General features: G+C 67.0%; 24 protein-coding genes. 14 read left to right on the top strand and 10 right to left on the bottom strand.

The window, feature by feature from the left end; translation table 11 throughout:
• Nucleotides 1-20 precede the first annotated feature (20 nt).
• Nucleotides 21-725 carry an HAD family hydrolase gene (locus DXK21_RS00305; protein WP_114815797.1) on the bottom strand — a complete coding sequence of 235 codons (705 nt, stop codon included), beginning with the start codon at nucleotides 723-725 and terminating at the stop codon, nucleotides 21-23.
• Between the two features lie 125 nt (nucleotides 726-850).
• Between DXK21_RS00305 and DXK21_RS00300 the strand changes: the two genes are divergently transcribed.
• From DXK21_RS00300 to DXK21_RS00285, 4 genes are all read left to right on the top strand, one after another.
• Nucleotides 851-1,564: an SDR family NAD(P)-dependent oxidoreductase gene (locus DXK21_RS00300; RefSeq protein WP_114815796.1), complete on the top strand. Its 714-nt coding sequence runs from the start codon at nucleotides 851-853 to the stop codon at nucleotides 1,562-1,564.
• Between the two features lie 9 nt (nucleotides 1,565-1,573).
• A complete protein-coding gene (locus tag DXK21_RS00295) occupies nucleotides 1,574-2,869 on the top strand; it encodes an amino acid permease (RefSeq protein ID WP_114815795.1) in 1,296 nt (431 codons plus the stop codon).
• A gap of 105 nt (nucleotides 2,870-2,974) precedes the next feature.
• On the top strand, nucleotides 2,975-4,135 hold the full coding sequence (carA, locus tag DXK21_RS00290) for a glutamine-hydrolyzing carbamoyl-phosphate synthase small subunit (RefSeq protein WP_114815794.1): 1,161 nt from the start codon (nucleotides 2,975-2,977) through the stop codon (nucleotides 4,133-4,135).
• A gap of 2 nt (nucleotides 4,136-4,137) precedes the next feature.
• Nucleotides 4,138-5,094, top strand: coding sequence for a hypothetical protein (locus DXK21_RS00285; RefSeq protein WP_114815793.1), 957 nt, complete (start codon nucleotides 4,138-4,140; stop codon nucleotides 5,092-5,094).
• 3 nt (nucleotides 5,095-5,097) lie between these two features.
• On the opposite strand, the gene DXK21_RS00280 is transcribed toward DXK21_RS00285, so the two are convergent.
• Nucleotides 5,098-5,559, bottom strand: a complete 462-nt coding sequence (locus DXK21_RS00280) for a PAS domain-containing protein (RefSeq protein WP_114815792.1) — start codon at nucleotides 5,557-5,559, stop codon at nucleotides 5,098-5,100.
• A 120-nt stretch (nucleotides 5,560-5,679) separates the two neighbouring features.
• Nucleotides 5,680-5,943, bottom strand: coding sequence for a hypothetical protein (locus tag DXK21_RS00275; protein WP_114815791.1), 264 nt, complete (start codon nucleotides 5,941-5,943; stop codon nucleotides 5,680-5,682).
• 194 nt (nucleotides 5,944-6,137) lie between these two features.
• Between DXK21_RS00275 and DXK21_RS00270 the strand changes: the two genes are divergently transcribed.
• The 3 genes from DXK21_RS00270 to rpoD all read left to right on the top strand — a co-directional run bounded on the left by DXK21_RS00270 (nucleotide 6,138) and on the right by rpoD (nucleotide 11,545).
• Complete coding sequence (locus DXK21_RS00270; protein WP_245944993.1) at nucleotides 6,138-7,274, top strand: patatin-like phospholipase family protein; 1,137 nt, start codon at nucleotides 6,138-6,140, stop codon at nucleotides 7,272-7,274.
• A 356-nt stretch (nucleotides 7,275-7,630) separates the two neighbouring features.
• Nucleotides 7,631-9,532 (top strand): DNA primase, encoded by a 1,902-nt coding sequence (gene dnaG / locus DXK21_RS00265; protein WP_114815928.1) that lies wholly within the window; start codon nucleotides 7,631-7,633, stop codon nucleotides 9,530-9,532.
• 75 nt (nucleotides 9,533-9,607) lie between these two features.
• A complete protein-coding gene (rpoD, locus tag DXK21_RS00260) occupies nucleotides 9,608-11,545 on the top strand; it encodes an RNA polymerase sigma factor RpoD (RefSeq protein WP_114815790.1) in 1,938 nt (645 codons plus the stop codon).
• Nucleotides 11,546-11,678: 133 nt separating this feature from the next.
• Here rpoD and DXK21_RS00255 read toward each other — a convergent pair whose 3' ends face one another.
• From DXK21_RS00255 to DXK21_RS00240, 4 genes are all read right to left on the bottom strand, one after another.
• On the bottom strand, nucleotides 11,679-12,026 hold the full coding sequence (locus DXK21_RS00255; RefSeq protein WP_114815789.1) for a DUF1428 domain-containing protein: 348 nt from the start codon (nucleotides 12,024-12,026) through the stop codon (nucleotides 11,679-11,681).
• 34 nt (nucleotides 12,027-12,060) lie between these two features.
• Nucleotides 12,061-12,408 carry a DUF1428 domain-containing protein gene (locus DXK21_RS00250; protein WP_114815788.1) on the bottom strand — a complete coding sequence of 116 codons (348 nt, stop codon included), beginning with the start codon at nucleotides 12,406-12,408 and terminating at the stop codon, nucleotides 12,061-12,063.
• A gap of 133 nt (nucleotides 12,409-12,541) precedes the next feature.
• Nucleotides 12,542-13,033: a VOC family protein gene (locus DXK21_RS00245; RefSeq protein ID WP_114815787.1), complete on the bottom strand. Its 492-nt coding sequence runs from the start codon at nucleotides 13,031-13,033 to the stop codon at nucleotides 12,542-12,544.
• Nucleotides 13,034-13,036: 3 nt separating this feature from the next.
• Nucleotides 13,037-13,480: a VOC family protein gene (locus DXK21_RS00240; RefSeq protein ID WP_114815786.1), complete on the bottom strand. Its 444-nt coding sequence runs from the start codon at nucleotides 13,478-13,480 to the stop codon at nucleotides 13,037-13,039.
• A 59-nt stretch (nucleotides 13,481-13,539) separates the two neighbouring features.
• Here DXK21_RS00240 and DXK21_RS00235 point away from each other — a divergent pair, with 59 nt between their 5' ends.
• Nucleotides 13,540-14,229, top strand: a complete 690-nt coding sequence (locus DXK21_RS00235) for a winged helix-turn-helix transcriptional regulator (RefSeq protein ID WP_114815785.1) — start codon at nucleotides 13,540-13,542, stop codon at nucleotides 14,227-14,229.
• 147 nt (nucleotides 14,230-14,376) lie between these two features.
• Here the strand turns inward: DXK21_RS00235 and DXK21_RS00230 are convergent, their stop codons facing one another.
• On the bottom strand, nucleotides 14,377-14,589 hold the full coding sequence (locus DXK21_RS00230; protein WP_114815784.1) for a flagellar hook protein FlgE: 213 nt from the start codon (nucleotides 14,587-14,589) through the stop codon (nucleotides 14,377-14,379).
• Nucleotides 14,590-14,812: 223 nt separating this feature from the next.
• On the opposite strand from DXK21_RS00230, the gene DXK21_RS00225 reads away from it, so the two are divergent.
• Nucleotides 14,813-16,765, top strand: coding sequence for a DEAD/DEAH box helicase (locus DXK21_RS00225; protein WP_114815783.1), 1,953 nt, complete (start codon nucleotides 14,813-14,815; stop codon nucleotides 16,763-16,765).
• 50 nt (nucleotides 16,766-16,815) lie between these two features.
• Nucleotides 16,816-17,154 carry an Mpo1-like protein gene (locus tag DXK21_RS00220; protein ID WP_114815782.1) on the top strand — a complete coding sequence of 113 codons (339 nt, stop codon included), beginning with the start codon at nucleotides 16,816-16,818 and terminating at the stop codon, nucleotides 17,152-17,154.
• Nucleotides 17,155-17,391: 237 nt separating this feature from the next.
• Here the strand turns inward: DXK21_RS00220 and DXK21_RS00215 are convergent, their stop codons facing one another.
• Complete coding sequence (locus DXK21_RS00215) at nucleotides 17,392-17,946, bottom strand: 3D domain-containing protein (protein ID WP_114815781.1); 555 nt, start codon at nucleotides 17,944-17,946, stop codon at nucleotides 17,392-17,394.
• A gap of 402 nt (nucleotides 17,947-18,348) precedes the next feature.
• On the opposite strand from DXK21_RS00215, the gene DXK21_RS00210 reads away from it, so the two are divergent.
• From DXK21_RS00210 to DXK21_RS00195, 4 genes are all read left to right on the top strand, one after another.
• Nucleotides 18,349-19,380 carry a phospholipase C/P1 nuclease family protein gene (locus tag DXK21_RS00210; RefSeq protein WP_114815780.1) on the top strand — a complete coding sequence of 344 codons (1,032 nt, stop codon included), beginning with the start codon at nucleotides 18,349-18,351 and terminating at the stop codon, nucleotides 19,378-19,380.
• Between the two features lie 36 nt (nucleotides 19,381-19,416).
• Nucleotides 19,417-20,205, top strand: coding sequence for an RNA methyltransferase (locus DXK21_RS00205; RefSeq protein ID WP_114815779.1), 789 nt, complete (start codon nucleotides 19,417-19,419; stop codon nucleotides 20,203-20,205).
• A 154-nt stretch (nucleotides 20,206-20,359) separates the two neighbouring features.
• On the top strand, nucleotides 20,360-20,662 hold the full coding sequence (locus DXK21_RS00200; RefSeq protein WP_245944991.1) for a GIY-YIG nuclease family protein: 303 nt from the start codon (nucleotides 20,360-20,362) through the stop codon (nucleotides 20,660-20,662).
• 145 nt (nucleotides 20,663-20,807) lie between these two features.
• Nucleotides 20,808-21,131, top strand: a complete 324-nt coding sequence (locus DXK21_RS00195) for a YnfA family protein (RefSeq protein ID WP_114815778.1) — start codon at nucleotides 20,808-20,810, stop codon at nucleotides 21,129-21,131.
• Here the strand turns inward: DXK21_RS00195 and DXK21_RS00190 are convergent.
• Nucleotides 21,128-21,838, bottom strand: a complete 711-nt coding sequence (locus tag DXK21_RS00190) for an NAD-dependent deacylase (protein ID WP_114815777.1) — start codon at nucleotides 21,836-21,838, stop codon at nucleotides 21,128-21,130. The two genes, DXK21_RS00195 and DXK21_RS00190, sit on opposite strands and share 4 nt — an antisense overlap.
• Nucleotides 21,839-21,930: the final 92 nt, after the last annotated feature.

Below are 21,930 nucleotides of genomic sequence, written 5' to 3'. Positions count from 1 at the left end.
GAATGAGGCGGCTGGGGATTTTACTCCGCCCGGTCTATCGCCGCGATCCAGTCGGGCAGTTCGGCGATGCGGCTGAGCGAGACGTAGCGGGGGTGGTTTTCCGGGGCGTCGGCCAGTTCGTGGGCCCAGGTGATCTCGTAGGGGATGTGGCAGGCGAAGGCGCCGGCTTCCAGCGCGGGCAGGACGTCGGACTTCATCGAGTTGCCGGCCATGACGGCCTCGGCCGCGCCGGTCCCGTGGCGGGCGAAGATGCGGTCATAGGTCGAGCGGTCCTTCTCGGAGACGATCTCGACGGCGGCGAACAGCTCGCCCAGACCCGAGGCGGCCAGCTTGCGCTCCTGATCCATCAGGTCGCCCTTGGTGATCAGGACCAGGCGATACTTCTCCGACAGTTCGGCCAGAACCTCGTCGACGCCGGGCAGGGTCTCGACCGGATGGGCCAGCATCTCGCGTCCTGCGGCCAGGATCTCGCGGATGATGTGCGGCGGGGCGGCGCCGTCGCACAGCTCCATCGCCGTCTCCAGCATCGACAGGGTGAAGCCCTTCACCCCATAGCCATAGAGACGCAGGTTGCGCCGCTCGACCACCGACAGGCGCTCCATCATCACCGGCTCGTCGGCGTGATCGGCCAGCAGGTCCACGAACCGCTTCTGGCTCAGGCGGAAGATGGTCTCGTTGTGCCAGAGGGTGTCGTCGGCATCGAGGCCGACCGTGGTGATGGTCATGGGGCGTCCAGGGTGAGGCGGGGTCTGGCCGCTTCCTAGACCCCCGCCGACGGCGAGGGTAGGGCGTGATCGGTCCAGAGACGGTTCAGCGGCGTATTTCCTCACGACAAGGGAGAGCAAAAGCCATGACGCAGGGTTCGGCGATCATTATCGGCGTGTCGGGCGGCGTGGGGCGGGCGCTGGCGCAGCAACTGGGGCAGGCGGGCGACCGCGTGGTGCACGGCCTGTCGCGCACGCCGGTCGCGCCCATCGATGGCGTGACGCATGGTCTTCTCGATCTGGAGGACGAGGCCGGCATGGCCGCCGCCGCCGCGCGCATCGCCGAAGGTCCGGCGCCCAGCCTGATCGTGACGGCGACCGGGGTGCTGCACTCCGGCCAGACGCCCGAACGCAGCTGGCGCGAGCTGACGGCGGAGCATCTGATGCGCGACTACCGGATCAACGCCGTAGGCCCGGCGCTGGCGGCCCGTCACTTCCTGCCCCTGCTGCCGCGCGACCAGCGGGCGGTGTTCGCGGCCTTGTCGGCGCGGGTCGGCTCCATCAGCGACAACCGGCTGGGCGGCTGGCACAGCTATCGCGCGTCCAAGGCGGCGTTGAACATGATCCTGAAGACCCTGTCGGTGGAACTGGCGCGCACCCATCCGCAGGCGGTGGTCGCGGGCCTGCATCCGGGCACGGTGGACACGGCCCTGAGCGCGCCCTTCCAGCGTGGGGTCAAGCCGGAGAAGCTGTTCTCCCCGGCCTTTTCCGCGGCCAGCCTGCTGACGGTGATCGAGGGTCTGACGCCGGCTGATAGCGGCGGCGTATTCGCATGGGACGGGGCGAGAATTCCCGCGTAAAGGGCGGACATGACCCAGACGGAAATCCTGCCCGACCCGCCGCACCGTATTGGCTGGGCGCTCGCCGCCTTGGTGGTGGCCGGCAATATGATCGGTTCGGGCGTCTATCTACTGCCTGCGACCCTGGCGCCGACAGGCAGCAGCAGTATCATCGGCTGGCTGATCTGCGGCCTGGGCGCCGTGACCCTGGCCCTGGTGTTCGGCGGTCTGGGGCGGATGCAGCCGGACGCCGACGGGCTGTCGGACTTCACCCGGCGCGGCATGGGCCGCTTCATCGGCTATCAGACGGGGCTGGCCTACTGGGCCGCCTGCCTGGCCGGGAACGTGGCGCTGGCGGTGGCGGGCACCGGCTATCTAGCCTTCTTCATTCCCGCGCTGAAAGAGCCCCTGTGGGCGGCGCTCAGCAATCTGGCCCTGATCTGGCTGACGACGGCGGCCTATGCGAGCGGAGCGCGGACCGCGGCGCGGTTCGGCGCCATTACGCTCGGCCTCGGCCTGATCCCCATTGTCCTGGCCATCATCGCCGGGGCCATGGCCTTCAGCGGCGACACCTTCGCCGCCTCGTGGAGCCCCGGCGACCAGCCCCTGTTGAAGACGGTGCCGGCCTCGCTGGCCATCATCTTCTGGGCCTTCCTGGGCGTCGAGAGCGCCGCGGCCCTGTCCAGCCTGGTCAAGAACCCCGCCGTCGACGTCGGGCGCGCCTCGCTGGGCGGCGTGGCCCTGGCCTTCATCGTCTATGTGGCCGCCAGCATCGCCGTCTTCGGCGTCATTCCCGCCGATGTTCTGGTCCATTCGACCAGCCCCTACGCCGATCTGGTGGCGCGGGTCATGGGCTCGTCCGTGGCCGGTCTGGTCGCGGCCTGCGCCGTGATCAAGGTGCTGGGCACCATCGCCGGCTGGACCATGCTGGCGGGCGAAACCGCGCGCGGCTCGGCCGAGGCCGGCTGGATGCCGCGCTGGTTCGGCGGAGCCGACAAGGGCAAGACGCCCCTGAGCAATCCGATCCTCAATTGTGTCGTCATGAGTGTCCTGGTCATCGCCAGTTCGCAGCCGAAACTTGGTCAGCAGTTCGAGAAACTGATAGGCGTCACGTCGGTGCTGACACTCTGTATGTACGCTCTTTGCGCGTTGACGCTGTGGAAGCTGACCCGCAAGACGGGGTGGCGGTTGCTGGCGATTGGCGGCGCGGTCTTCTCGGCCTTTGCAGTCGCGGCGGCGGCGGGCGACTATATTCTTCCCAGCGTCGGATTCTTCGCCCTGACCAGCCTGGCCTGGGTCTGGGTGCGCAAAACCCAGAAGGTCTAAAGGTCCTAGAAGATCTAAAGGTCCAAGGGCGGTTGACCCCGCCCCGGCATCTCTTTAGTGACGCCGCCGTTTGTCTGCCCGTATTCATTGCTAGGAGCCTGCGCCATGACGACCCAGATTCTGTCCGGCGCCACTGGCGTCCTCGCGCTCGCTGACGGCACCATCCTGCAAGGTATCGGCGTCGGCGCCGTCGGTTCGGTCCTCGGCGAGGTGGTCTTCAACACCTCGATGACGGGCTATCAGGAAATCCTGACCGACCCCTCTTACATGAGCCAGATCCTGGCCTTCACCTTCCCCCACGTCGGCAACGTCGGCGTGAACCATGAAGACGTCGAGCAGATCGGCGCGTCGCCCGAGCGCGCGGCCCGCGGCGCCATATTCCGCGACGTTCCGACCGAGCCGGCCAACTGGCGCGCCACCGGCAGCCTCGACAGCTGGATGAAGACGCGCGGCGTGGTCGGCCTGGCCGGGGTGGACACCCGCGCCCTGACCAAGATCATCCGCGACAAGGGCGCCCCGCACGCCGTCATCGCCCACAACCCCGAGGGCCAGTTCGACCTGGACGCCCTGGTGGCCCAGGCGCGCGACTGGAAGGGCCTGGTCGGCCTGGATCTGGCCAAGGACGCCTCGACGACCCAGGCCTTTGAATGGACCGAGGGCGTCTGGGACTGGCCGACCGGCTACGCCAAGCCTGAAGCCGGCGCCAAGTCGGTGGTGGTCATCGACTACGGCGTGAAGCGCAACATCCTGCGCGCCCTGGCCTCGACCGGCGTGAAGATCACCGTGGTGCCGGCGACGACCTCGGCCGAGGACGTCCTGGCGCGCAATCCCGACGGCGTGGTCCTGTCCAACGGTCCGGGCGACCCGGCCGCGACCGGCGCCTACGCCGTGCCGGAAATCCAGAAGCTGGTCGCCAGCGGCAAGCCGATCCTGGGCATCTGCCTGGGCCATCAGATGCTGGCCATCGCCCTGGGCGCCAAGACCATCAAGATGGATCAGGGCCACCACGGCGCCAACCACCCGGTCAAGGATCTGACCACGGGCAAGGTCGAGATCGTGTCGATGAACCACGAGTTCTCGGTCGACCGCGACAGCCTGCCGGAGACCGTGGAGGAAACCCACGTCAGCCTGTTCGACGGCACCAACTGCGGCATCGCCCTGAAGGGCCAGCCGGTGTTCAGCGTCCAGCATCACCCGGAAGCGTCGTCGGGGCCGATCGACAGCCTCTACCTGTTCGATCGCTTCACCGCCTCGATGAAGGCCTGAGGATGACGGCGCCCGTGGCGAAGTCGGCCTATCTGGACTGGCTCGCCGGGGCGTTGCTGGGCGACCGTGAAGCTGCGGTTTCCGGGGCGGCGGACGATCTGATCCTGGGCTACGCCACGGGCTATGACGCCGCCGACGTGGCGCCCTTCGTGCGCTCGCTGCGGGCGGTGTTCGACGGCCCGGTGGTTCTGGTCGTGGATCAGGACCCTGACCTGCTGGCCTTCCTGGCCGACAACCGGATCGAGGCCGTGGCGCCGGCGACGGTCGAGGGCTGGGCGCCGCATCCGGTCGTGGCGCGCTTCGCCGCCTTTGACCGGCTGATGAGCGCACGGCCCCAGGCGCGCAACGTCCTGTTGACCGATGTGCGTGACGTGGTCTTCCAGGCCGCGCCGTTCGAGCCTCAGCCGCAGGGTCTGCAGTTCTTCAACGAATACGCCGACGGCGTTCTGGCCGATCACGCCTTCAACATGAAGTATCTGCGCGGCGTCGGCGGCGATGCGGTTGCGCGCGTTCTGGCCGACAAGCCCTGCCTGTGCGTCGGCACGGTGATGGGGCCGCGCGAGGCCATGATGCGTTTCTGCCGGACCCTGCTGATGCTGGCCTCCGTGCCGCGTTCCGAGATCGGCGGGGCGTTCGGGGCCGATCAGGCGGCCTGCAACATGGCGGTCCATCTGGGCCTGATCGAAGGCGAGATCGTCCCCAACTATGGCCGCGTGGCGACCCTGGGTCTGACGCCGAGCCAGGACCTGCGGGTCGTCGACGGCCGCATCGTCAACCCGGACAACAGCATCAGCCCCATCGTCCACCAGCACGACCGGCATCCGGTGCTGGCCGCCGCCATGCACGAGCGCTGGGGCGGCGGCATGGAGCATCGCGAACGGGTTCGTCCCAAGTCCTCGGCCGAGCGGCGGCGCAAGCTGCGCGACTCCGTCATGCGTCGTCTGCCGGAACTGCGCTGAGGTTCAGTCTCTGACGAACCGATCGCGCAGCGAGAGCGACTGCTTCAGGCGTTCTGCGCGCATGGCCCACCGTTTGGGGTCGGTGGCGGTGGCGATCACGCCGATCACGGCGCCGTTGTCGTCCTTCAGCGGATAGGAATCGACGAAGACCGGCACAGGGTCCGCACCCGCCCCCAACAGCCACACTTCGTCCACGACGGCCTGTCCCGTGGCCATGGCTCGAACGACGGGCAGGGCCTCCAGTTTCGCGACGGACCCGTCCTGGGCGTAAACCTCGAACCGTCCGACATAGTCCTCGGCCGTAGCGCCGACGGCGTTGTCAAAGGCCAGGCCCGGCACGCCGCCGGCCGCCATCAGGATCTCTCCCGTGGGGGCGCTGTGCAGGATGACGGCGCCGCCCAGATGTTCGGCCATCAGTTCCAGCATGGGGCGGAGGAAGGCGGTGTGCGGGGCGGCGTCAGGCATGGAAAACTCGGAGAAGGACGTTCTTTGGGTCTGCGCCCGATCTCTGAATATTTCTGTAAAACCGCCAGTTGCGGATGGTCCGGGACCTTAGACCAAGGTCGAACACCCAGACGTCAGACCTCAGGGCAGGGCGATGAAATCAGCCTGGCGCAGGGCGCAGGCCTTTTGCACCGCCATGGGCGCCGCCGAGATCCAGTAGGCGGCGTCGTCGGCGCGGCGGGCCTGCTTTCGCTCCAGTCCGCGGCGACGGCGCGCGGCGGCGTTGTCCAGCAGGCGCGCATGCAGGGCGCGGGGCGTCAGGAACGGAACAGCGGGGGAGCCGGGGACGGCGACGGCGTCGGGGCCTTGGGGCTCCACCGCCGGGCGGGCGATGGCGATGAACATGGAAGATCCTTGAAGTACATTCATCCACAGGCTGTGGATAATGGTGTTGTCGCGCGGGATTGGGTCCGCATTCGGACGATGGCGCGTCCGAAGCGGCCTTCTTGGTTAACCAAAACCTAACGGGGTTTTGTCGAGCCGGGGCTTTTCCTGTTGTCACGGAAAGCGGCTAAGGTGGCGCGCCCTGGAGAACGCTTATGAGTTTCAGCCTGATGCGGACGGTCGCCGCCGTACTGAGCGCCGGTCTGCTGTTGTCGGCCTGCGCCAGCGGGGCGCGCAGCGACTTCGGCCTGACCGAACGCGACGCGGCCTCGCCCGTGGGCTTTCCCAACGTCCGCTTCTCCGTCGAGGACGAGGCGGCGGCGCAGAAGATCGAACAGCAGCTGGGCGAGGGCGTGCCCAAGGGACCGGACGGTCATTTCGACCTGATCGCCCTGTCCGGCGGCGGCGCCAACGGGGCCTTCGCCGCAGGTCTGATCAACGGCTGGACCGCCAGCGGCAAGCGCCCGGATTTCGAAGTCGTGACCGGGGTCTCGACCGGCGCCCTGGCCGCCCCCTTCGTCTTCCTGGGCCCGCGTTGGGATGGGCGGTTGAAGGAGGCCTATACCGGCGGGCAGGCGACCGGGTTGCTGAAAAGCCGGGGCGTGCGCGCCCTGATCGGATCGGGCGTGTTCAGCGGCGAACCCCTGCGTGAACTGGTCGAGAGCAATGTGGACCAGGCGATGTTGACCGAGGTCGCCGCCGAACACGCCAAGGGGCGGCTGCTGCTGGTCGCCACCACCGATCTGGACGCTCAGCGCGGCGTCATCTGGAACATGGGCGCCATCGCCGAGCGCGGCGGGCCTGAGGCTCTGGCCCTGTTCCGCGACGTCCTGATCGCCTCGGCCAGCATTCCCGGCGCCTTTCCGCCGGTCATGATCCGCTCGCAGGGCCGCGGCGCGGTGTTCGAGGAGATGCACGTCGACGGCGGGGTGATGAACCCCTTCGTGGCCCTGCCGCAGATCATGTGGAACTGGGACGACGTGGCCGGGGTGTTTCAGGGCGCGCGTCTGCACGTCGTGGTCAACGGCAAGGACGCGCCGCGCTTCGCCGTCACCCGCGACGCCGCCATTCCGGTGCTGACCCGCAGTCTGGACGCGGTGCTGGGCGGTCAGCTGCGCGCCACCCTCGTCGCCAACCGCGCCTTCGCCAGCCGCAACGGACTGGAATTCCACGTCGCCGCCATCCCCGAGGATTTCGACGGCGCCGACAGCCTCGATTTCAGCCAAGAGTCGATGCAGGCCGTCTATGACCTGGGCGAGGCCCTGGGGCGGACGGGCGAGGCGTGGAAGTAGCCCGCATCCACGCATTCGGCTGAGCCCCTGTTGTGTGTCGGTGTTCTTTTTATCGCCCCCCTTCCCCCTCGATGGGGGAAGGGACGGGGATGGGGGTGAGAGCGCGACGTGGCAACAAAAGACGCAAGAGGCGCGGCGTCTCGCGAGCGCTCATGGCGCCGGTCCGCCTTCACCCCCACCCAACCCTCCCCCATCGAGGGGGAGGGCTCTATTTCGGTTCCGCCAATGCCCCGCGGAAATTCGCCCACGCATTCCATCCTCGATCTTCACAGGCTGTGGAAAACAGAACCGGGGATGCCCATGTCTGAGGGTGCGGCGGCCCTTCCCCTCGCCGTCGCGCCGGAGTGTCTGGGATCGTGCGTTTCGACGATCGTTTCCTTGAAGAACTGAAGGCCCGCCTTCGCCCGTCCGATGTCATCGGCCGGACGGTGAAGCTCAAGCGTCAGGGACGCGAGTATGTGGGCCTCAGTCCCTTCTCCAAGGAGCGGTCGCCCAGCTTCTTCGTCAACGACGACAAGGGCTTCTTCCACGACTTCTCGTCCGGCAAGCACGGCGACATCATCAGCTTCCTGCAGGAGACCGAGCGTCTCAGCTTTGTAGAGGCGGTGCAGCGGTTGGCGGGCGAGGCGGGGATGCAACTGCCCGCCGAGGACCCGCAGTCGGCCGAGCGCGAGGCCAAGAAGCAGGGCCTGACCGACTGGATGGACCTGGCCCAGAAGTGGTTCGCCGCCAACCTGCGCCGCTCGGTCGGCAAGGCGGCGCGCGAATATCTGGAAAAGCGCGGCCTGCCCGAGGACCAGTGGGAACGCTTCGGCCTAGGCTACGCCCCCAACGACCGCGAGGGGCTGAAGAACGCCCTGATCCAGCGCGGGGCCAAGCCGGGCGATCTGGTCGAGGCCGGGATGCTGATCGCGCCGGAAAGCGGCGGTCAGCCCTATGATCGGTTCCGCGACCGACTGATGTTCCCCATTCTGGACGCGCGCGGGCGGATCGTCAGCTTCGGCGGGCGGGCGATGAACCCCGACGACCGGGCCAAGTATCTGAACGGGCCGGAAAGCCCGCTGTTTCACAAGGGCGCCACCCTCTACGGCCTGCCCGAGGCGCGCCGCATCCTGGGGGCCGAGAGCCGGGGCGAGCAGGGGATCATCGTCGTCGAAGGCTATATGGACGTCATCGCCTGCCAACGGGCCGGTCTGCCGGCCGTGGCGCCTATGGGCACGGCCCTGACCGAGGAGCAGATGGAACGGCTGTGGCGGGTGTCGGCCGAGCCGGTGCTCTGCTTCGACGGCGACGCGGCGGGGCTGCGGGCCGCCTATCGTTCGATCGAGCGGTCGCTGCCCCTGCTGAAGTCGGGGCGGTCCTTCCGTTTCGCCCTGCTGGAGGCCGGTCAGGACCCGGACGACATCCTGCGCGACAAGGGGGCGCCCGCCCTGCGCCACGCCGTCAGCGAGACGCGGCCCTTCGTCGAGGTCCTGTTCCGCCGCGAGGCCGAGGCCGAGCCTCTGGACACGCCCGAACGCAAGGCGGGGCTGAAGGGGCGGCTGCGTCAGGCGGCCTCGGCCATTCAGGACAAGGACCTGGCCGAGCAATACCGCCGCGACCTGTTCGAGCGTTTCGACGCCCTGTTCCCCCGCCAGCAGCAACAGCAGGGCCAGTCCTATCAGCAGGGCGGGGGGCGACCGGGCCCAGGTGGCGGGATGGGCGGACGCTGGCGCGGGCCACCGCCGAAATTGGGCCAGACGGCCGAGGGCGCCCAGGCCATGCACGCCCTGTCGCGCTCCATCGAGCCGGTGGCGGCGGCCCTGGCCCACGGCGCGGTCGATGACCCTGAGCGAATGGACGACCATCTGGAGGCCATCGCCCGCCATGGGTTCGGCGATCCGGCGCTGGATGGGCTGGCGCAGGAACTGGTTCGGTTGCGGTTTGGCGGTCAGAGCCTTGACTCTGCCGCGATCCGACGCCATCTGGCCCACTCGGGTCATGATGCCTTGATGCACGAGGTCGAGAAGGCGGCGGCAAAGTCCGGCGCGCCATTCCTGGCTGCAGACAAGCCCCTCGGCGAGGCGAGGACCCGGTGGTCGCAGGCGTTTGACGCTCTGACCCGCGTAGCGGCGTTGGAGCAGGCGCTGGCGTCAGCAAAGTCGGGCGCCCATCAGGCGTTCGATAACTCGGCCTTCACCCTGGTGAAAGCCGAGCGCGATGCTTTGCGGCGGGCCATCAAGACCGGAACGATTTGGGAAGACGCGGCTTCTTCGTAACCAACGAAGTCGTCGGGCGTTGTATTTTCGCCGCAGGGGACTGATCACCCCCGAGCGGTCGTGGAGACTGACTGAATGAGCGCGCAGACCGAGACGCAGGATGCAGAAGCCAACACCGACGGGCCGCTGCTCGATCTGACGGACGCCGGCGTCAAGAAATTCATCAAGCAGGCCAAGGCGCGCGGCTATGTCACGATGGAGGAACTGAACAAGGTCCTCCCCAGCGAAGAAGTCACCCCCGACGCCATCGAAGACACGCTGGCCATGCTGTCGGAGATGGGCGTCAACGTCGTCGAGGCCGAGGAAGACGCCGCGGAATCGACCGGCACCGACGTGGCCGCCGCCGCCGAGACCTCGGTGGCCGAGGCCCCGGCCAAGGCCGCCTATGATCGCACTGACGACCCCGTGCGCATGTATCTGCGCGAGATGGGTTCGGTCGAACTGCTGAGCCGCGAGGGCGAAATCGCCATCGCCAAGCGGATCGAAGCCGGCCGCGACGCCATGATCTCGGGTCTGTGCGAAAGCGCCCTGACCTTCGAAGCCATCATGGTTTGGCGCGAAGAGCTGGCCAACAACCGCATCCTGCTGCGCGAAGTGATCGACCTGGACGCCACCTACGGCATCCTGAATCCGTCGTCGCTGCCGCACAATCAGCCGCCCGCCGCCCTGCCGGGCGCCGCCCCCGCTCCGAGCGAGGACAAGCCTGAGGGTGAAGACGACGACGAAGACGACTTCGACGACGGCGGCGGCATGTCCATCTCGGCTCTGGAAGCCGAACTGCGCGACGGCGTCATGGAAGTGCTGGACGCGATCGCTGCGGACTTCGGCGGCTTCCGCAAGTTGCAGGACAAGCTGGTCGAGGCCCGCCTGAAGGGCGAGGTGCTCAGCGCCAAGGACCACAAGGCCTATGAGACGCTGACGACGACGATCTCGGATCGTCTGAAGACGATGAAGCTGAACAACAACCGCATCGAGGCTCTGGTTGAGCAGCTTTACGCCATCAACAAGCGTCTGATCGGTCTGGAAGGGCGTCTGCTGCGCCTGGCCGACAGCTACGGCATCTCGCGTCCTGAGTTCCTCAAGGCCTACTTCGGCTCCGAGCTGGACCCCAACTGGGCCGAGCGCGTCAAGGAAATGGGCGTGCGCTGGACCAAGTTCAGCGACAATGAAGCCGCCCAGATCGCCAAGATCCGCACCGACATCGCCGCCGTGGCGACCGAGGCCGGTCTGCCGATCGACGACTATCGCCGCATCGTCCAGACGGTCCAGAAGGGCGAACGCGAAGCCCGTCAGGCCAAGAAGGAAATGGTCGAGGCCAACCTGCGCCTCGTCATCTCCATCGCCAAGAAATACACCAACCGCGGCCTGCAATTCCTGGACCTTATTCAGGAAGGCAACATCGGTCTGATGAAGGCGGTCGACAAGTTCGAGTACCGTCGCGGCTACAAGTTCTCGACCTACGCCACCTGGTGGATTCGTCAGGCCATCACCCGCTCGATCGCTGACCAGGCGCGGACCATCCGTATTCCGGTTCACATGATCGAGACGATCAACAAGATCGTCCGCACCAGCCGCCAGATGCTGCACGAGATCGGCCGCGAGCCGACCCCGGAAGAGCTGGCCGAGAAGCTGGCCATGCCGCTGGAGAAGGTCCGCAAGGTCCTGAAGATCGCCAAGGAGCCAATCAGCCTCGAAACGCCCATCGGCGACGAGGAAGACAGCCACCTGGGCGACTTCATCGAGGACAAGAACGCCGTCCTGCCCATCGACGCCGCCATCCAGTCGAACCTGCGCGAAACCACGACCCGCGTCCTGGCTTCTCTGACCCCGCGGGAAGAACGCGTCCTGCGGATGCGCTTCGGCATCGGCATGAACACCGACCACACCCTGGAAGAAGTCGGCCAGCAGTTCAGCGTGACCCGCGAACGCATCCGTCAGATCGAGGCCAAGGCCCTGCGCAAGCTGAAGCACCCGTCCAGAAGCCGGAAGCTGCGCTCGTTCCTAGATTCGTAAGCCTTCAGCCCTCGGGCTTGACCCGGGGGTGCGGTCCTTCCTGGACAGCTGATCAACGAAAACAAAGGGCGGCTCGCAAGAGCCGCCCTTTTTACTTTGTGCTTCTCGCCGCGCGACCGAGGCGGGGCGCGTCTCAGTTCTCGGCGACCAGTTCGAAGCCGGCGAAGATCATGCGCTTGCCGTCGAACGGCATGTCCATGCCGGCCATGCGTTCGTCCTGCATCAGGGCCTCCCAGGCGGCGTCGCGGGTCGCCTTGTCCGGCCAGGTGATCCAGCCGACGGCCACGCTTTCATCCGCTTGCAACTGAACGGCCTTCTTGAAGTCGGTCAGCTTGCCGTCAGGCACGTCTTCGCCCCAGGTTTCGGTGACGGCGGTCGCGCCCTTTTCTCGGAAGAACGGACTGGTCTTGGCTGAATGCTCCAGATAGGCGGCCTTGTTGGCGTTCGGCACCGGAATGACGGTGATATCGAGAAAGGGCATGGGGCCTCCTTGTTTGGGTGAGGGTAGGCGGCGGTCAGTTCTGGAAGACGGTTTCGAAGCCGCCCCACATCATGCGCTTGCCGTCGAAGGGCATGTCCATGTCGGCCATGGCGGGGTCCTTCTCCATCTTGGCCCAGGCGTCGTCGGCGGTCTTCTTGTCGGGCCAGATCAGCCAGGAGAAGACCACGACCTCGCCCTCTTCCAGCTTCACCGCCATGGGGAAGCTAGTGACCTTGCCGTCCGGCACGTCCACGCCCCAGTTCTCGACATGGGCCAGGGCGCCGTAGCCCTTGAACAGCGGCCAGGCGACGCGGGCGGACTCGATATAGCGCTCCTTGTTCTCGGCCTTCACCGGGGTCAGGAAGCCTGTGACATAGCTCATGGTCGTCTCCTCTTTGTTGTTGGCCCCTCTCGCTCGCTGATTGAGGGGCGGGGGCGGATGGTCGTTGAAGGCGCAGGCTTAGGCTTGGTGGAAAGCGACAGTTTTCTGTGGTCGGGCGACTTAGCTTGGCCGTTCACCCAGCCTTGTCAGCAGCGGCCTCCAGGGCTGCGATGTCGATCTTTTTCATGGTCATCATGGCCTCAAAGGCGGCCTTGGCGCGGGAGGGATCTGGGTCGTCGTAGAAGGCCATCAGGCGGCGCGGCGTGATCTGCCAGTTGACGCCCCAACGGTCCTTGCACCAGCCGCACTGGCTTTCCTGACCGCCGGCGCTGACGATGGCGTCCCACAGGCGGTCGGTTTCGGCCTGGTCGTCCGTCATGATCATGAAGGAGACGGCCTCGGTCTGGGGGAAGATCGGCCCGCCGTTCAGACCCATGTAGCGCCGCCCGGCCAGGGTGAACTCGACCACCAGTTCGGCGCCTTCGGGGTTGGACGGATTGTCGGCCGGGCTGGTCACGACCCGGTCGACGTGGCTGTCGGGCAGACCCAGCGAGACATAGAATTCCGCCGCCTTCTTCGCCTGGCCCAGATCATACCAGAGGCAGGGAATGATCTTGTCGGCCATGGCTCAGCCTCCGCCCACCTGGGCGGCGAAGGCTTCAGGGCCCTGGGCGGCGGCTTCGGGGTCCATCCACATGACTTCCCAGATATGGCCGTCGGGGTCGGCGTAGGCGCGGCTGTACATGAAGCCGTAGTCCTGGACCGCGATGGCGTCGGCCCGACCGCCCGCCTGGACCGCGCGGTCATGCACGGCGTCCACGGCCTCGCGGCTGTCTTCCGAGACGCAGATCAGCACCTGGGCCGTCTGGTGCGCGTCGGGAATGGCGCGGTCGGTGAAGCTGGCGAACTTCTCGTGGGTCAGCAGCATGGCGTGGATGGTGTCCGAAAACACCAGACAGGCGGCGGTGTCGTCCGAGAACATCGGGTTCTTGGTCGCGCCCACGGCCTCGTAGAAGGCGACCGACCGGGGCAGGTCCGTGACCGGCAGATTGACGAAAATCATCTTTGACATGGCCTTCTCCCTCTCTCTGATGATGCAAGTCTTGCGTCTCGATGTTATGTTAGTCAACCATGAAGTTAGAAAAAGTAACTAAAGAACCTGTCGGTCGGTCGCGCCGCTATCACGACGCCTGCGGCGCGGCGCACGGGCTCGACCTGATCGGCGAGCGCTGGGCGCTGCTGGTGATACGAGAACTCATGATGGGGCCGCGACGTTTCAGCGACCTGCGCAAAGACCTGTGCGGCCTGTCGGCCAACGTCCTGACGCAGCGGCTGGAGGGGCTGGAGGCATCAAGCATCGTCCAGCGCCGCAAGCTGCCGCCGCCCGCCTCGGTTCAGGTCTATGAGCTGACCGACTGGGGTTATGAGATCAAGCCGGTCTTCATGGTTCTGGGGCGCTGGGCCGCGCGCTCGCCGCAGCACGACCCGACCCTGCCGATCAGCGCGGTCTCGGTCATGCAGTCGTTCGAGACCATGTTCGATCCGGCGAGGGCGAGCGAGGCGGCCATGCGTCTGGGTTTTGCGATGGACGAGGATCGGATGGTCGTGACCGTGGCGGACGGCGTCATCACAACGCGGCGCGGCGCGGTTGAGGATGGCGACGTGGTGGTGCGTGCAGCCCCGCCGGTCGTCGCCGCCGCCGTCTACGGCAAGGTTCCTCTGGCGGCGCTGGAAGGCGAGGGGGCGATGACCATCGAGGGCGACCGCGACGTCTTCGCCCGCTTCATCGACTTCTTCCATCTGCCGGAAAAGGCGGGGTGACGTTGTGTTTATTGCGCCGTCATCTTCGGGCTTGACCCGAGGATCGAGCGTAGGGGCGTGCTCGTCCTTGCTGACGTTGCGCAGGCGGACAACCCGATCCTCGGGTCAAGCCCGAGGATGACGGTGGTTGGACGCTGGTGGCGAAGTCTAAACCAGCACGTCCAACAACGTGCCCATCATGTCGTCCGCCGTCCGCGCCACGGCGGCATTGGCCGAGAAGTCCTGCCTGGCGCGGATCTGCTCGACCGCCTCGACCGCCAGATTGTCCAACGAACCTTCAGCCGTGCGACGGGCGCTGGCCTCGAAACGGTTGGCGGCGTTCTGCATTCCGGCGGCGGCGATGCTCAGGGGCGGGATCATGGCGGGCTCCGTGCGAAAATCGAACTCTGCTGACGGTCAGGATCGTGGCTTTGCGGTCAATGTCGCCTGAACAAGCGTGGTGAACGGCGGTCTTTTTCCGGAAACACGCCGCATCGGGGCCAATATTGGTGTATAGAGGCGGTCTTCTCCTCGCCCGGCCGGCTGTTTGCCTTGGCCGGGCGCGGTCGTTTCGGCGGCCGCATTGCTCTTTTTCAGGTCGTATATGCCCTTTCCCGCGATCCACCCCGCGCTAGACCGCGCTCTCGTCAACAAGGGCTATGCTGAGCCCACGCCCGTCCAGGCGGCGGTTCTGGACGGCCACGGCGAGGCCGACATGCTGGTCTCGGCCCAGACCGGATCGGGCAAGACGGTGGCCTTCGGCCTGGCGGCGGCCTCGACCCTGCTGGGCGATAACGAAAGCTTCGGGCCTGCCGACGCGCCGCTGATGCTGGCGATCGCCCCGACGCGCGAACTGGCCTTGCAAGTCTCGGCCGAGCTGGAATGGCTGTACGGCCAGTCGGGCGCCAAGATCACCACCTGCGTCGGCGGCATGGACGCCCGCAAGGAAGCCCGCGCGCTGAACTTCGGCATCCACATCGTCGTCGGCACCCCCGGCCGCCTGAAGGACCACATCGACCGCGGCAACCTCGACCTGTCGGCGCTGAGAGTACTGGTGCTCGACGAGGCCGACGAGATGCTCGACATGGGCTTCCGCGAGGACCTGGAATACATCCTGGAGCAGTCGCCGCCCGAGCGCCGCACCCTGCTGTTCTCGGCCACCATCGCCCGCGACATCGCCTTGCTGGCCAAGCGCTATCAGCGCGACGCCGTGCGCATCGACACCGTCGACCGCAGCGCCCCGCACAGCGACATCGAATACCGCGCCCTGCGCATCGCTCCGAACGAGATCGAGCACGCCGTCGTCAACGTGCTGCGCTTCTATGAAGCGCCCGGCGCCCTGGTCTTCTGCTCGACCCGCGACAGCGTGCGTCACCTGCAGTCGTCGCTGCTGGAGCGCGGCTTCTCGACCGTCTCCCTGTCCGGCGAGATGGGCCAGCGCGAGCGCACCGACGCCCTGCAAGCCCTGCGCGACGGCCGCGCCCGCGTCTGCGTCGCCACCGACGTGGCCGCGCGCGGTCTGGACCTGCCCGACCTGGGCCTGGTGATCCACGCCGAACTGCCGATCAACAAGGCGACCATGCTGCACCGTTCGGGCCGTACCGGCCGCGCGGGCAAGAAGGGCGTCTCGATCCTGCTGGTGCCGCACACGCGCCGTCGCAAGGCCGAGATGCTGCTGAACTCGGCCGGCGTGGACGCCACCTGGGCCGGCGCGCCGACGGCCGAGGAAATCCTGGCCAAGGATGAAACCCGCCTGTTGGGCGGCGACATCTTCGAACAGGCCGTGACCGAAGAGGACATGGTGCTGGCGCGTCGCCTGATGAGCGAGCGCACCGCCGACGAAATCGCCGCCGCCCTGATCCGCGTGATCAAGAAGGACCTGCCGGCGCCGGAAGACCTGCTCGATCCGGGTGCGATCCATCAGCCTCGCGGACGCGACCGCAATGCCGCCGGCGGCGGCGGTGAGGACTTCTCGCCGACCCCGTGGCCGGGCGACCGCCTGCAGGCCGACGAAGTCGTCTGGTTCCGCATGGATGTGGGCCGCAACAAGAACGCCGACCCGAAATGGCTGATCCCGCTGATCTGCCGCGTCGGTCATATCACCAAGAAGGAAATCGGCGCTATCCGAACCTTCCCGGACGAGACCCGCTTCGAGATCGCCAAGACCCACGAAGGCCTGTTCCGCGACGCCCTGAAGAACAGCCCGCGCGACGACGTCACCATCACCCCGTCGGAAGCCCCGACGCCGGGCGGCGGCGGCGGCTTCAAGAAGCCCTTCAAGAAGCGCGATGACGACCGCGGCGGCGACCGTCCGCCCTTCGCCAAGAAGCCGTTCAACCGCGACGAACGCACCGGCGACGGCCCGCGCCCGGACTTCAAGAAGAAGCCCTACGCCCCGCGCACCGACGCCGAGCGCAGCGCGCCGCGCGCGGACGGCGACAAGCCTTACGCCAAGAAGCCCTTCGGCGCGAAGCCGGGCGGGTTCAAGCCCGGCGGAAAACCGGCCGGCGCCAAGCCGTTCAACAAGGCCGGCAAGCCCGGCAAGCGCTTCGACTAACCACTGATCTCTGACTTGCCCCCGGTCCGATCCGGGGGCAGGCTGCGGCCATGACCGCAGGCGATCCCCAGACTGGCCGCGACCCTGGAGAGCGATACGCCTCCTTTGCGGCCTTCTATCCCTATTACATCCAAGAACATTCCAACCGGACCTGCCGCCGCATCCATGTGGTCGGCACAGGGCTGGTGATCACCGCCTTTGCGGCCTTCTGCGTCACGCTGAACGCCTGGTGGCTGCTGGCCATGCCGCTGGTCGGCTACGGCTTCGCCTGGGTCGGGCATTTCTTCTTCGAGAAGAACCGACCGGCGACCTTTCAATATCCGCTGTGGAGCCTGATGGGCGACTTCCGCCTCTTCTTCGAGACGGTGAGCGGCAAGCGCCGGTTCTAACGCCTCTTTCCTCCCCATTTCATGGGGAGGGGGACCACGAAGTGGTGGAGGGGGCGGCGGTGTCTTTTGCCGTGTGGTTCAAAGTTCGCCCCGTCGCGCCGCCCCCTCCGTCACGTCGCCTTCGTCGACGCGCCACCTCCCCATTCGCTTCGCGAACAAGGAGGAAAGGTCTCGCCTAAACAAAAAGGCGACCGGATCGCTCCGGTCGCCTTTTTTGTCGGTAGGGCTGTGCGCCCGTTAGTTCGAGGCCGTTTCCCAGGCCGGGGGGCAGCCGTCGAAGTCGCCGGCGTCAGCGATGGTCAGGGTCTTCATGTTCAGGTTCATGGCCTGGCGCATCGAGCCGCGGCCGTGGCCGGTGTAGAGGTCGATCTTGGCGCCCTTGATCGCGCCGCCGGTGTCCGAGGCGTACCAGTAGCCGTCGTGGACCGTGCCGTCGCTCATGCGCAGGCCGACCGTTTCGCGGATGAACAGCTTGGTGCGGCGCGGGATGACGCGGGGGTCGACGGCGACCGTACGCATGGCGATGGGACGGCAACCGAGCGAATCATTGCCCGTCGCCCCGCCGCCGCCGGCATGATAGAGGCGCGCCGATGCGCGCCAGTCGGGATCGCCCGCCATCAGCTCGGCCTGTTCGGCGGAGAGGGCGGACGCATCGAGGGAACTTTCAGCCGCCGCGGCGGTTTCCATGGCAGCCGTCTCGATAGCGACAACGGCGTCATAGGGTTGAGGCTCTCCGGAACCGGAGAAGGCCATCGTCCAGAACATGGCAAGCGCAGCGGCTGTGTTCAGCATCGAACAAACTCAGGAAGCACCGGCCCCGACACGATCCGGCGACGGGTTTTTGACCGTCAATTGTGGCAAAAACGCGGCGAATGAGATCAGGCGCGGTCCTGCGTCACGATCATCGTTCGATTAGTCCACAGGTCAGAGAGCATATCTCTCAAATGTCACAGCATATGTGGCAGCAACGAAATCAGTATTCGATGCTTATGGCTTCTATACTGTGCGGATCAGCTGTCCGGTTAACACCTATGTCTGACCATGTAACACTTTATTGCGAAGAAAGACTGCGCGCGGGCCTAAGATAACGGCGGCGTGATCGCGCCGCCACGTCGTGGGCCGCATGGGTGGAGGCGGGGCCGGGAATGGGATAAGCGGTCGTTTCCCTTCGAAATTTTCCGCCGGTGTCCTTCGATGAAGCGTCAAGTCAAACGCCTGATGATCTCCGCCGCCGCCCTGATGCTGGTCGCGGCCCCCGCCGTTCAGGTCGACGCCTGGGGCAATACCGGCCACCGCCTGATCGGCGTCGCGGCCATGCGAGCCTTGAGCGACGACCTGCCGGCCTTCCTGCGGACCCCGGCCTCGATCGCCGACGTCGGCGAACTGGCGCGCGAGCCGGATCGCTGGAAGGGCGCCGGCCAGCCGCATGACCGTGAGCGCGACACGGCCCACTTCATCGACTTCGACGACAACGGCTTCGCCATGAACGCCAACGGCCCGTCCATCGACGCCCTGCCTCGGCTGAAGTCGGACTATGACGCGGCCCTGACCAAGGCGGGCCTCAGCGTCGACGACGCCGGCTATCTGCCCTACGCCATGATGGACGCCTATCAGAACCTGGGCCGCGACTTCGCCTACTGGCGCGTGCTGACCGCCGCCGAGGGACGCGAGACGGACCCCGGCAAGAAGGCCTGGTACCGCGCCGACCGTGAACGCCGCGAGGCCCTGATCCTGCGCGACATCGGCGTCCTGGCCCACTATGTCGGCGACGGCTCGCAGCCGCACCATATGTCGATCCACTTCAACGGCTGGGGCGATCACCCCAACCCCGAGGGGTTCACCAACTCGCGCCGCACCCATGCGATCTTCGAGGGCGAGTTCACCTCCCGCGTCGCCCGCCTGGACACGGTCGAGGCGGCGATGAGCCAGCCTCAGGTCTCCGGTCTGGACCTGCGCGCCCGCACCGCCGGCTATCTGAAGACGACGCTGGGCACGGTCATTCCCTTCTACCGTCTGGAGAAGGCGGGCGGCTTCCGCGACGCCGACCCGCGCGGCGCGGCCTTCGTCACCGAGCGCCTCGCGGCGGGCGCCTCGGAACTGCGCGACCTGATCATCCTCAGCTGGCGTGAAAGCGGCACGGCCGCCATCGGCTGGCCAGCCGTCAAGGTGGCCGAGGTCGAGGCCGGCACGGTCGACCCCTGGACCTCGATGATCGGCGAGGACTGACTTTCGCTGGATGGCACGGAGGGGTAGGGGACGGTCATGACTGAACTCACGCCCCCCGTCGTCATCCTCGACAAGTCCCAGATGGCCGAGAACATCGGCGCGGTCGCCCGCGTCATGGCCAATTTCGGCCTGTCGGAACTGCGGCTGGTCACGCCGCGCGACGGCTGGCCCCAGGAGCGGGCCTGGGCCACCGCCTCCGGCGCCGACTGGGTGCTGGAGGGCGTGCGCGTCTTCGACAGCGTGGCCGAGGCCGTTCATGACCTGAACACCGTCTTCGCCACCACCGCCCGCCCGCGCGAGACGCGCCAGCCGGTGCGCACGCCGCGCGAAAGCGCCCGAATCCTCTATGACGACACGGCCTCGGGGCTGAAGACCGGCCTGCTGTTCGGCGGCGAGCGCGCGGGTCTGGAGACCACCGACATCGCCCTGTGCGCCGGGATCACCACCATCCCCATCGACCCGCGCCATCACTCGTTGAACCTGGCCCAGGCCGTGGCCATCAACGCCTATGAGTGGCGCACCCTCATCCTCGACGCTCCCCCGCCGCGATTCAGGGAAGGCGATCCGCCCGCCTCGAACGAGCTGCTGGTCGGCATGTACGAACACTTCGAGGCCGAGCTGGACGCCGGCGGCTTCTTCCATCCGCCCGACAAGAAGCCCTCGATGAGCCAGAACCTGCGCGTCATGCTGGGCCGCGCGGCCTTCACCGAACAGGAAGTCGCCACCATGCGCGGCGCCATCCACGCCCTCGCCAAGGGCCGCGGCCGCGTCCTGGCCAAACTGGCCGAAAAGCGCGCGGCGGAAGAAGCAAAGAAGGGCGAGTAGCTTCCTTTATTCCGTCATCCTCGGGGCGGCGCAGCCGAACCCGGGGACCCAGACGTCGGCTGTATCGCCGCCTTGTCCTGTCGCCGCCCTGCGTGCTGAATGGCCTGGGTTCCGGGTTCGCTACGCGCCCCGGAATGACGGAGGGGTGGGGTCAGTGCGAAATCCAGATGCGATCATCGCCGCCTACATCATGGCCAACCGCCGTAACGGCGCGATCTATACCGGCGTCACTAGCGACCTTCATGCTCGCGTCTGGAAACACAGGCTGGGGACGTTCAAGGGCTTCACCGACGACTACGGCTGCAAAGGGTTGGTCTGGTTCGAGCCACAGCTCGGCATGACCGAAGCCATCGCGCGCGAAAAGCAGATCAAGAAATTGCGGCGTGCGTGGAAGCTGGAACTGATCGAAGCCGCCAACCCTGTCTGGGAAGACCTGGCGGCGGACTGGTATGACTGACTCCTCAATGCCGGCATCCCGGGGCGCGAAGCGAACCCGGGACCCAGGGGGTTGATATGACTGTGCCTTGTCCTGTCGTCGCGCCGCATGTTGAACGGTCTGGGTTCCGGGTTCGGCTGCGCCGCCCCGGAATGACGGAGATGAAATGAAGCTCGCCCTCATCTACCCGTTGGCCGCCCTGGCCGAGATCGGCGGTTGTTTCGCCTTCTGGGCCTGGTTGAAGCTGGATCGGTCGCCGGTCTGGCTGGTTCCGGGCGTGATCAGTCTGATCGCCTTCGCCTGGCTGCTGACCCTGGCGCCGGCCGAGGCGGCGGGGCGGGCGTTTGCGGCCTATGGGGGAGTCTATATCGTCGCATCGCTGGTCTGGATGGCGCTGGTCGAGAAGACGACGCCGGACCGCTGGGACCTGATCGGCGGCGCGGTTTGCCTGATCGGGGCCGGGGTGATCCTGTTCGGCCCGCGAGCCTAGAGGTCCGCGACGAAGGCAGGCACGGCCTCGGTGGCGGGGCCATAGACGCCCTCGTCGAACAGGCGCGCGCCTTGCGTCGGCTGCAGATTGATCTCCACCGTCCGGGCGCAGGCCATCCGCGCCAGTTGGACGAAGCCCGCCGCCGGATAGACGGCGCCCGAGGTGCCGATGGAGACGAAGAGGTCGCAGCGTTCCAACGCCGCCTCGATCCGCTCCATCGCCAGAGGCATCTCCCCGAACCAGACGATGTGCGGGCGCATTCGTCCCCGCGGATGATGCGGCGAGGCCTGCTCGGCCTCCAGATCGCCGGTCCAGTCACAGACCACGCCGGACGCGGTGCAGCGCGCCTTGTTCAGCTCGCCATGCATATGGATCAGCTCAAACCCCGAGGCGGGCGGCGTCTCGGCGTGCGCCCGGTCGTGCAGATCATCGACGTTCTGCGTCACCAGCAGGAAATCGCCGTCCCACCGCGCCGCCAGATCGGCCAGGGCGCGGTGCGCGGCGTTAGGCTGGACTGTCGCCAGGTGTCGTCGCCGCTGATTGTAGAAGTCCTGCACCAAGGCCGGGTTCGCCGCAAACCCCTCGGGCGTGGCCACCGCCTCGATGCGATGCCCCTCCCACAGGCCGTCGGAGGCGCGAAAGGTAGGCACGCCGGATTCCGCCGAGACGCCGGCGCCGGTCAGGATGACGAGGTTCTTGTGGATCATGGCGTCACCCTACGTCCTTCTCCCCTTGCGGGAGAAGGTGGCCCGCGCAGCGGGTCGGATGAGGGGGCTCGTTGACCGTTGACGTTTGCGGG

The sequence above is a fragment of the Brevundimonas bullata genome (assembly GCF_003350205.1).
Classification (GTDB): domain Bacteria; phylum Pseudomonadota; class Alphaproteobacteria; order Caulobacterales; family Caulobacteraceae; genus Brevundimonas; species Brevundimonas bullata.
This window is presented reverse-complemented; position numbering and strand designations above follow the sequence as displayed.

What these genes read in the sequence shown, in the direction of transcription:
- DXK21_RS00305 (WP_114815797.1), bottom strand. Translation starts at nt 725, where the DNA reads ATGACCATCACCACGGTCGGCCTCGATGCCGACGACACCCTCTGGCAC.
- DXK21_RS00250 (WP_114815788.1), bottom strand. Translation starts at nt 12,408, where the DNA reads ATGAGCTATGTCACAGGCTTCCTGACCCCGGTGAAGGCCGAGAACAAG.
- DXK21_RS00300 (WP_114815796.1), top strand. Translation starts at nt 851, where the DNA reads ATGACGCAGGGTTCGGCGATCATTATCGGCGTGTCGGGCGGCGTGGGG.
- carA (WP_114815794.1), top strand. Translation starts at nt 2,975, where the DNA reads ATGACGACCCAGATTCTGTCCGGCGCCACTGGCGTCCTCGCGCTCGCT.
- rpoD (WP_114815790.1), top strand. Translation starts at nt 9,608, where the DNA reads ATGAGCGCGCAGACCGAGACGCAGGATGCAGAAGCCAACACCGACGGG.
- DXK21_RS00275 (WP_114815791.1), bottom strand. Translation starts at nt 5,943, where the DNA reads ATGTTCATCGCCATCGCCCGCCCGGCGGTGGAGCCCCAAGGCCCCGAC.
- DXK21_RS00220 (WP_114815782.1), top strand. Translation starts at nt 16,816, where the DNA reads ATGACCGCAGGCGATCCCCAGACTGGCCGCGACCCTGGAGAGCGATAC.
- DXK21_RS00195 (WP_114815778.1), top strand. Translation starts at nt 20,808, where the DNA reads ATGAAGCTCGCCCTCATCTACCCGTTGGCCGCCCTGGCCGAGATCGGC.
- DXK21_RS00235 (WP_114815785.1), top strand. Translation starts at nt 13,540, where the DNA reads ATGAAGTTAGAAAAAGTAACTAAAGAACCTGTCGGTCGGTCGCGCCGC.
- DXK21_RS00270 (WP_245944993.1), top strand. Translation starts at nt 6,138, where the DNA reads ATGAGTTTCAGCCTGATGCGGACGGTCGCCGCCGTACTGAGCGCCGGT.
- DXK21_RS00225 (WP_114815783.1), top strand. Translation starts at nt 14,813, where the DNA reads ATGCCCTTTCCCGCGATCCACCCCGCGCTAGACCGCGCTCTCGTCAAC.
- DXK21_RS00285 (WP_114815793.1), top strand. Translation starts at nt 4,138, where the DNA reads ATGACGGCGCCCGTGGCGAAGTCGGCCTATCTGGACTGGCTCGCCGGG.
- DXK21_RS00230 (WP_114815784.1), bottom strand. Translation starts at nt 14,589, where the DNA reads ATGATCCCGCCCCTGAGCATCGCCGCCGCCGGAATGCAGAACGCCGCC.
- DXK21_RS00210 (WP_114815780.1), top strand. Translation starts at nt 18,349, where the DNA reads ATGAAGCGTCAAGTCAAACGCCTGATGATCTCCGCCGCCGCCCTGATG.
- DXK21_RS00215 (WP_114815781.1), bottom strand. Translation starts at nt 17,946, where the DNA reads ATGCTGAACACAGCCGCTGCGCTTGCCATGTTCTGGACGATGGCCTTC.
- DXK21_RS00245 (WP_114815787.1), bottom strand. Translation starts at nt 13,033, where the DNA reads ATGGCCGACAAGATCATTCCCTGCCTCTGGTATGATCTGGGCCAGGCG.
- DXK21_RS00255 (WP_114815789.1), bottom strand. Translation starts at nt 12,026, where the DNA reads ATGCCCTTTCTCGATATCACCGTCATTCCGGTGCCGAACGCCAACAAG.
- DXK21_RS00190 (WP_114815777.1), bottom strand. Translation starts at nt 21,838, where the DNA reads ATGATCCACAAGAACCTCGTCATCCTGACCGGCGCCGGCGTCTCGGCG.
- DXK21_RS00240 (WP_114815786.1), bottom strand. Translation starts at nt 13,480, where the DNA reads ATGTCAAAGATGATTTTCGTCAATCTGCCGGTCACGGACCTGCCCCGG.
- DXK21_RS00280 (WP_114815792.1), bottom strand. Translation starts at nt 5,559, where the DNA reads ATGCCTGACGCCGCCCCGCACACCGCCTTCCTCCGCCCCATGCTGGAA.
- DXK21_RS00205 (WP_114815779.1), top strand. Translation starts at nt 19,417, where the DNA reads ATGACTGAACTCACGCCCCCCGTCGTCATCCTCGACAAGTCCCAGATG.
- DXK21_RS00295 (WP_114815795.1), top strand. Translation starts at nt 1,574, where the DNA reads ATGACCCAGACGGAAATCCTGCCCGACCCGCCGCACCGTATTGGCTGG.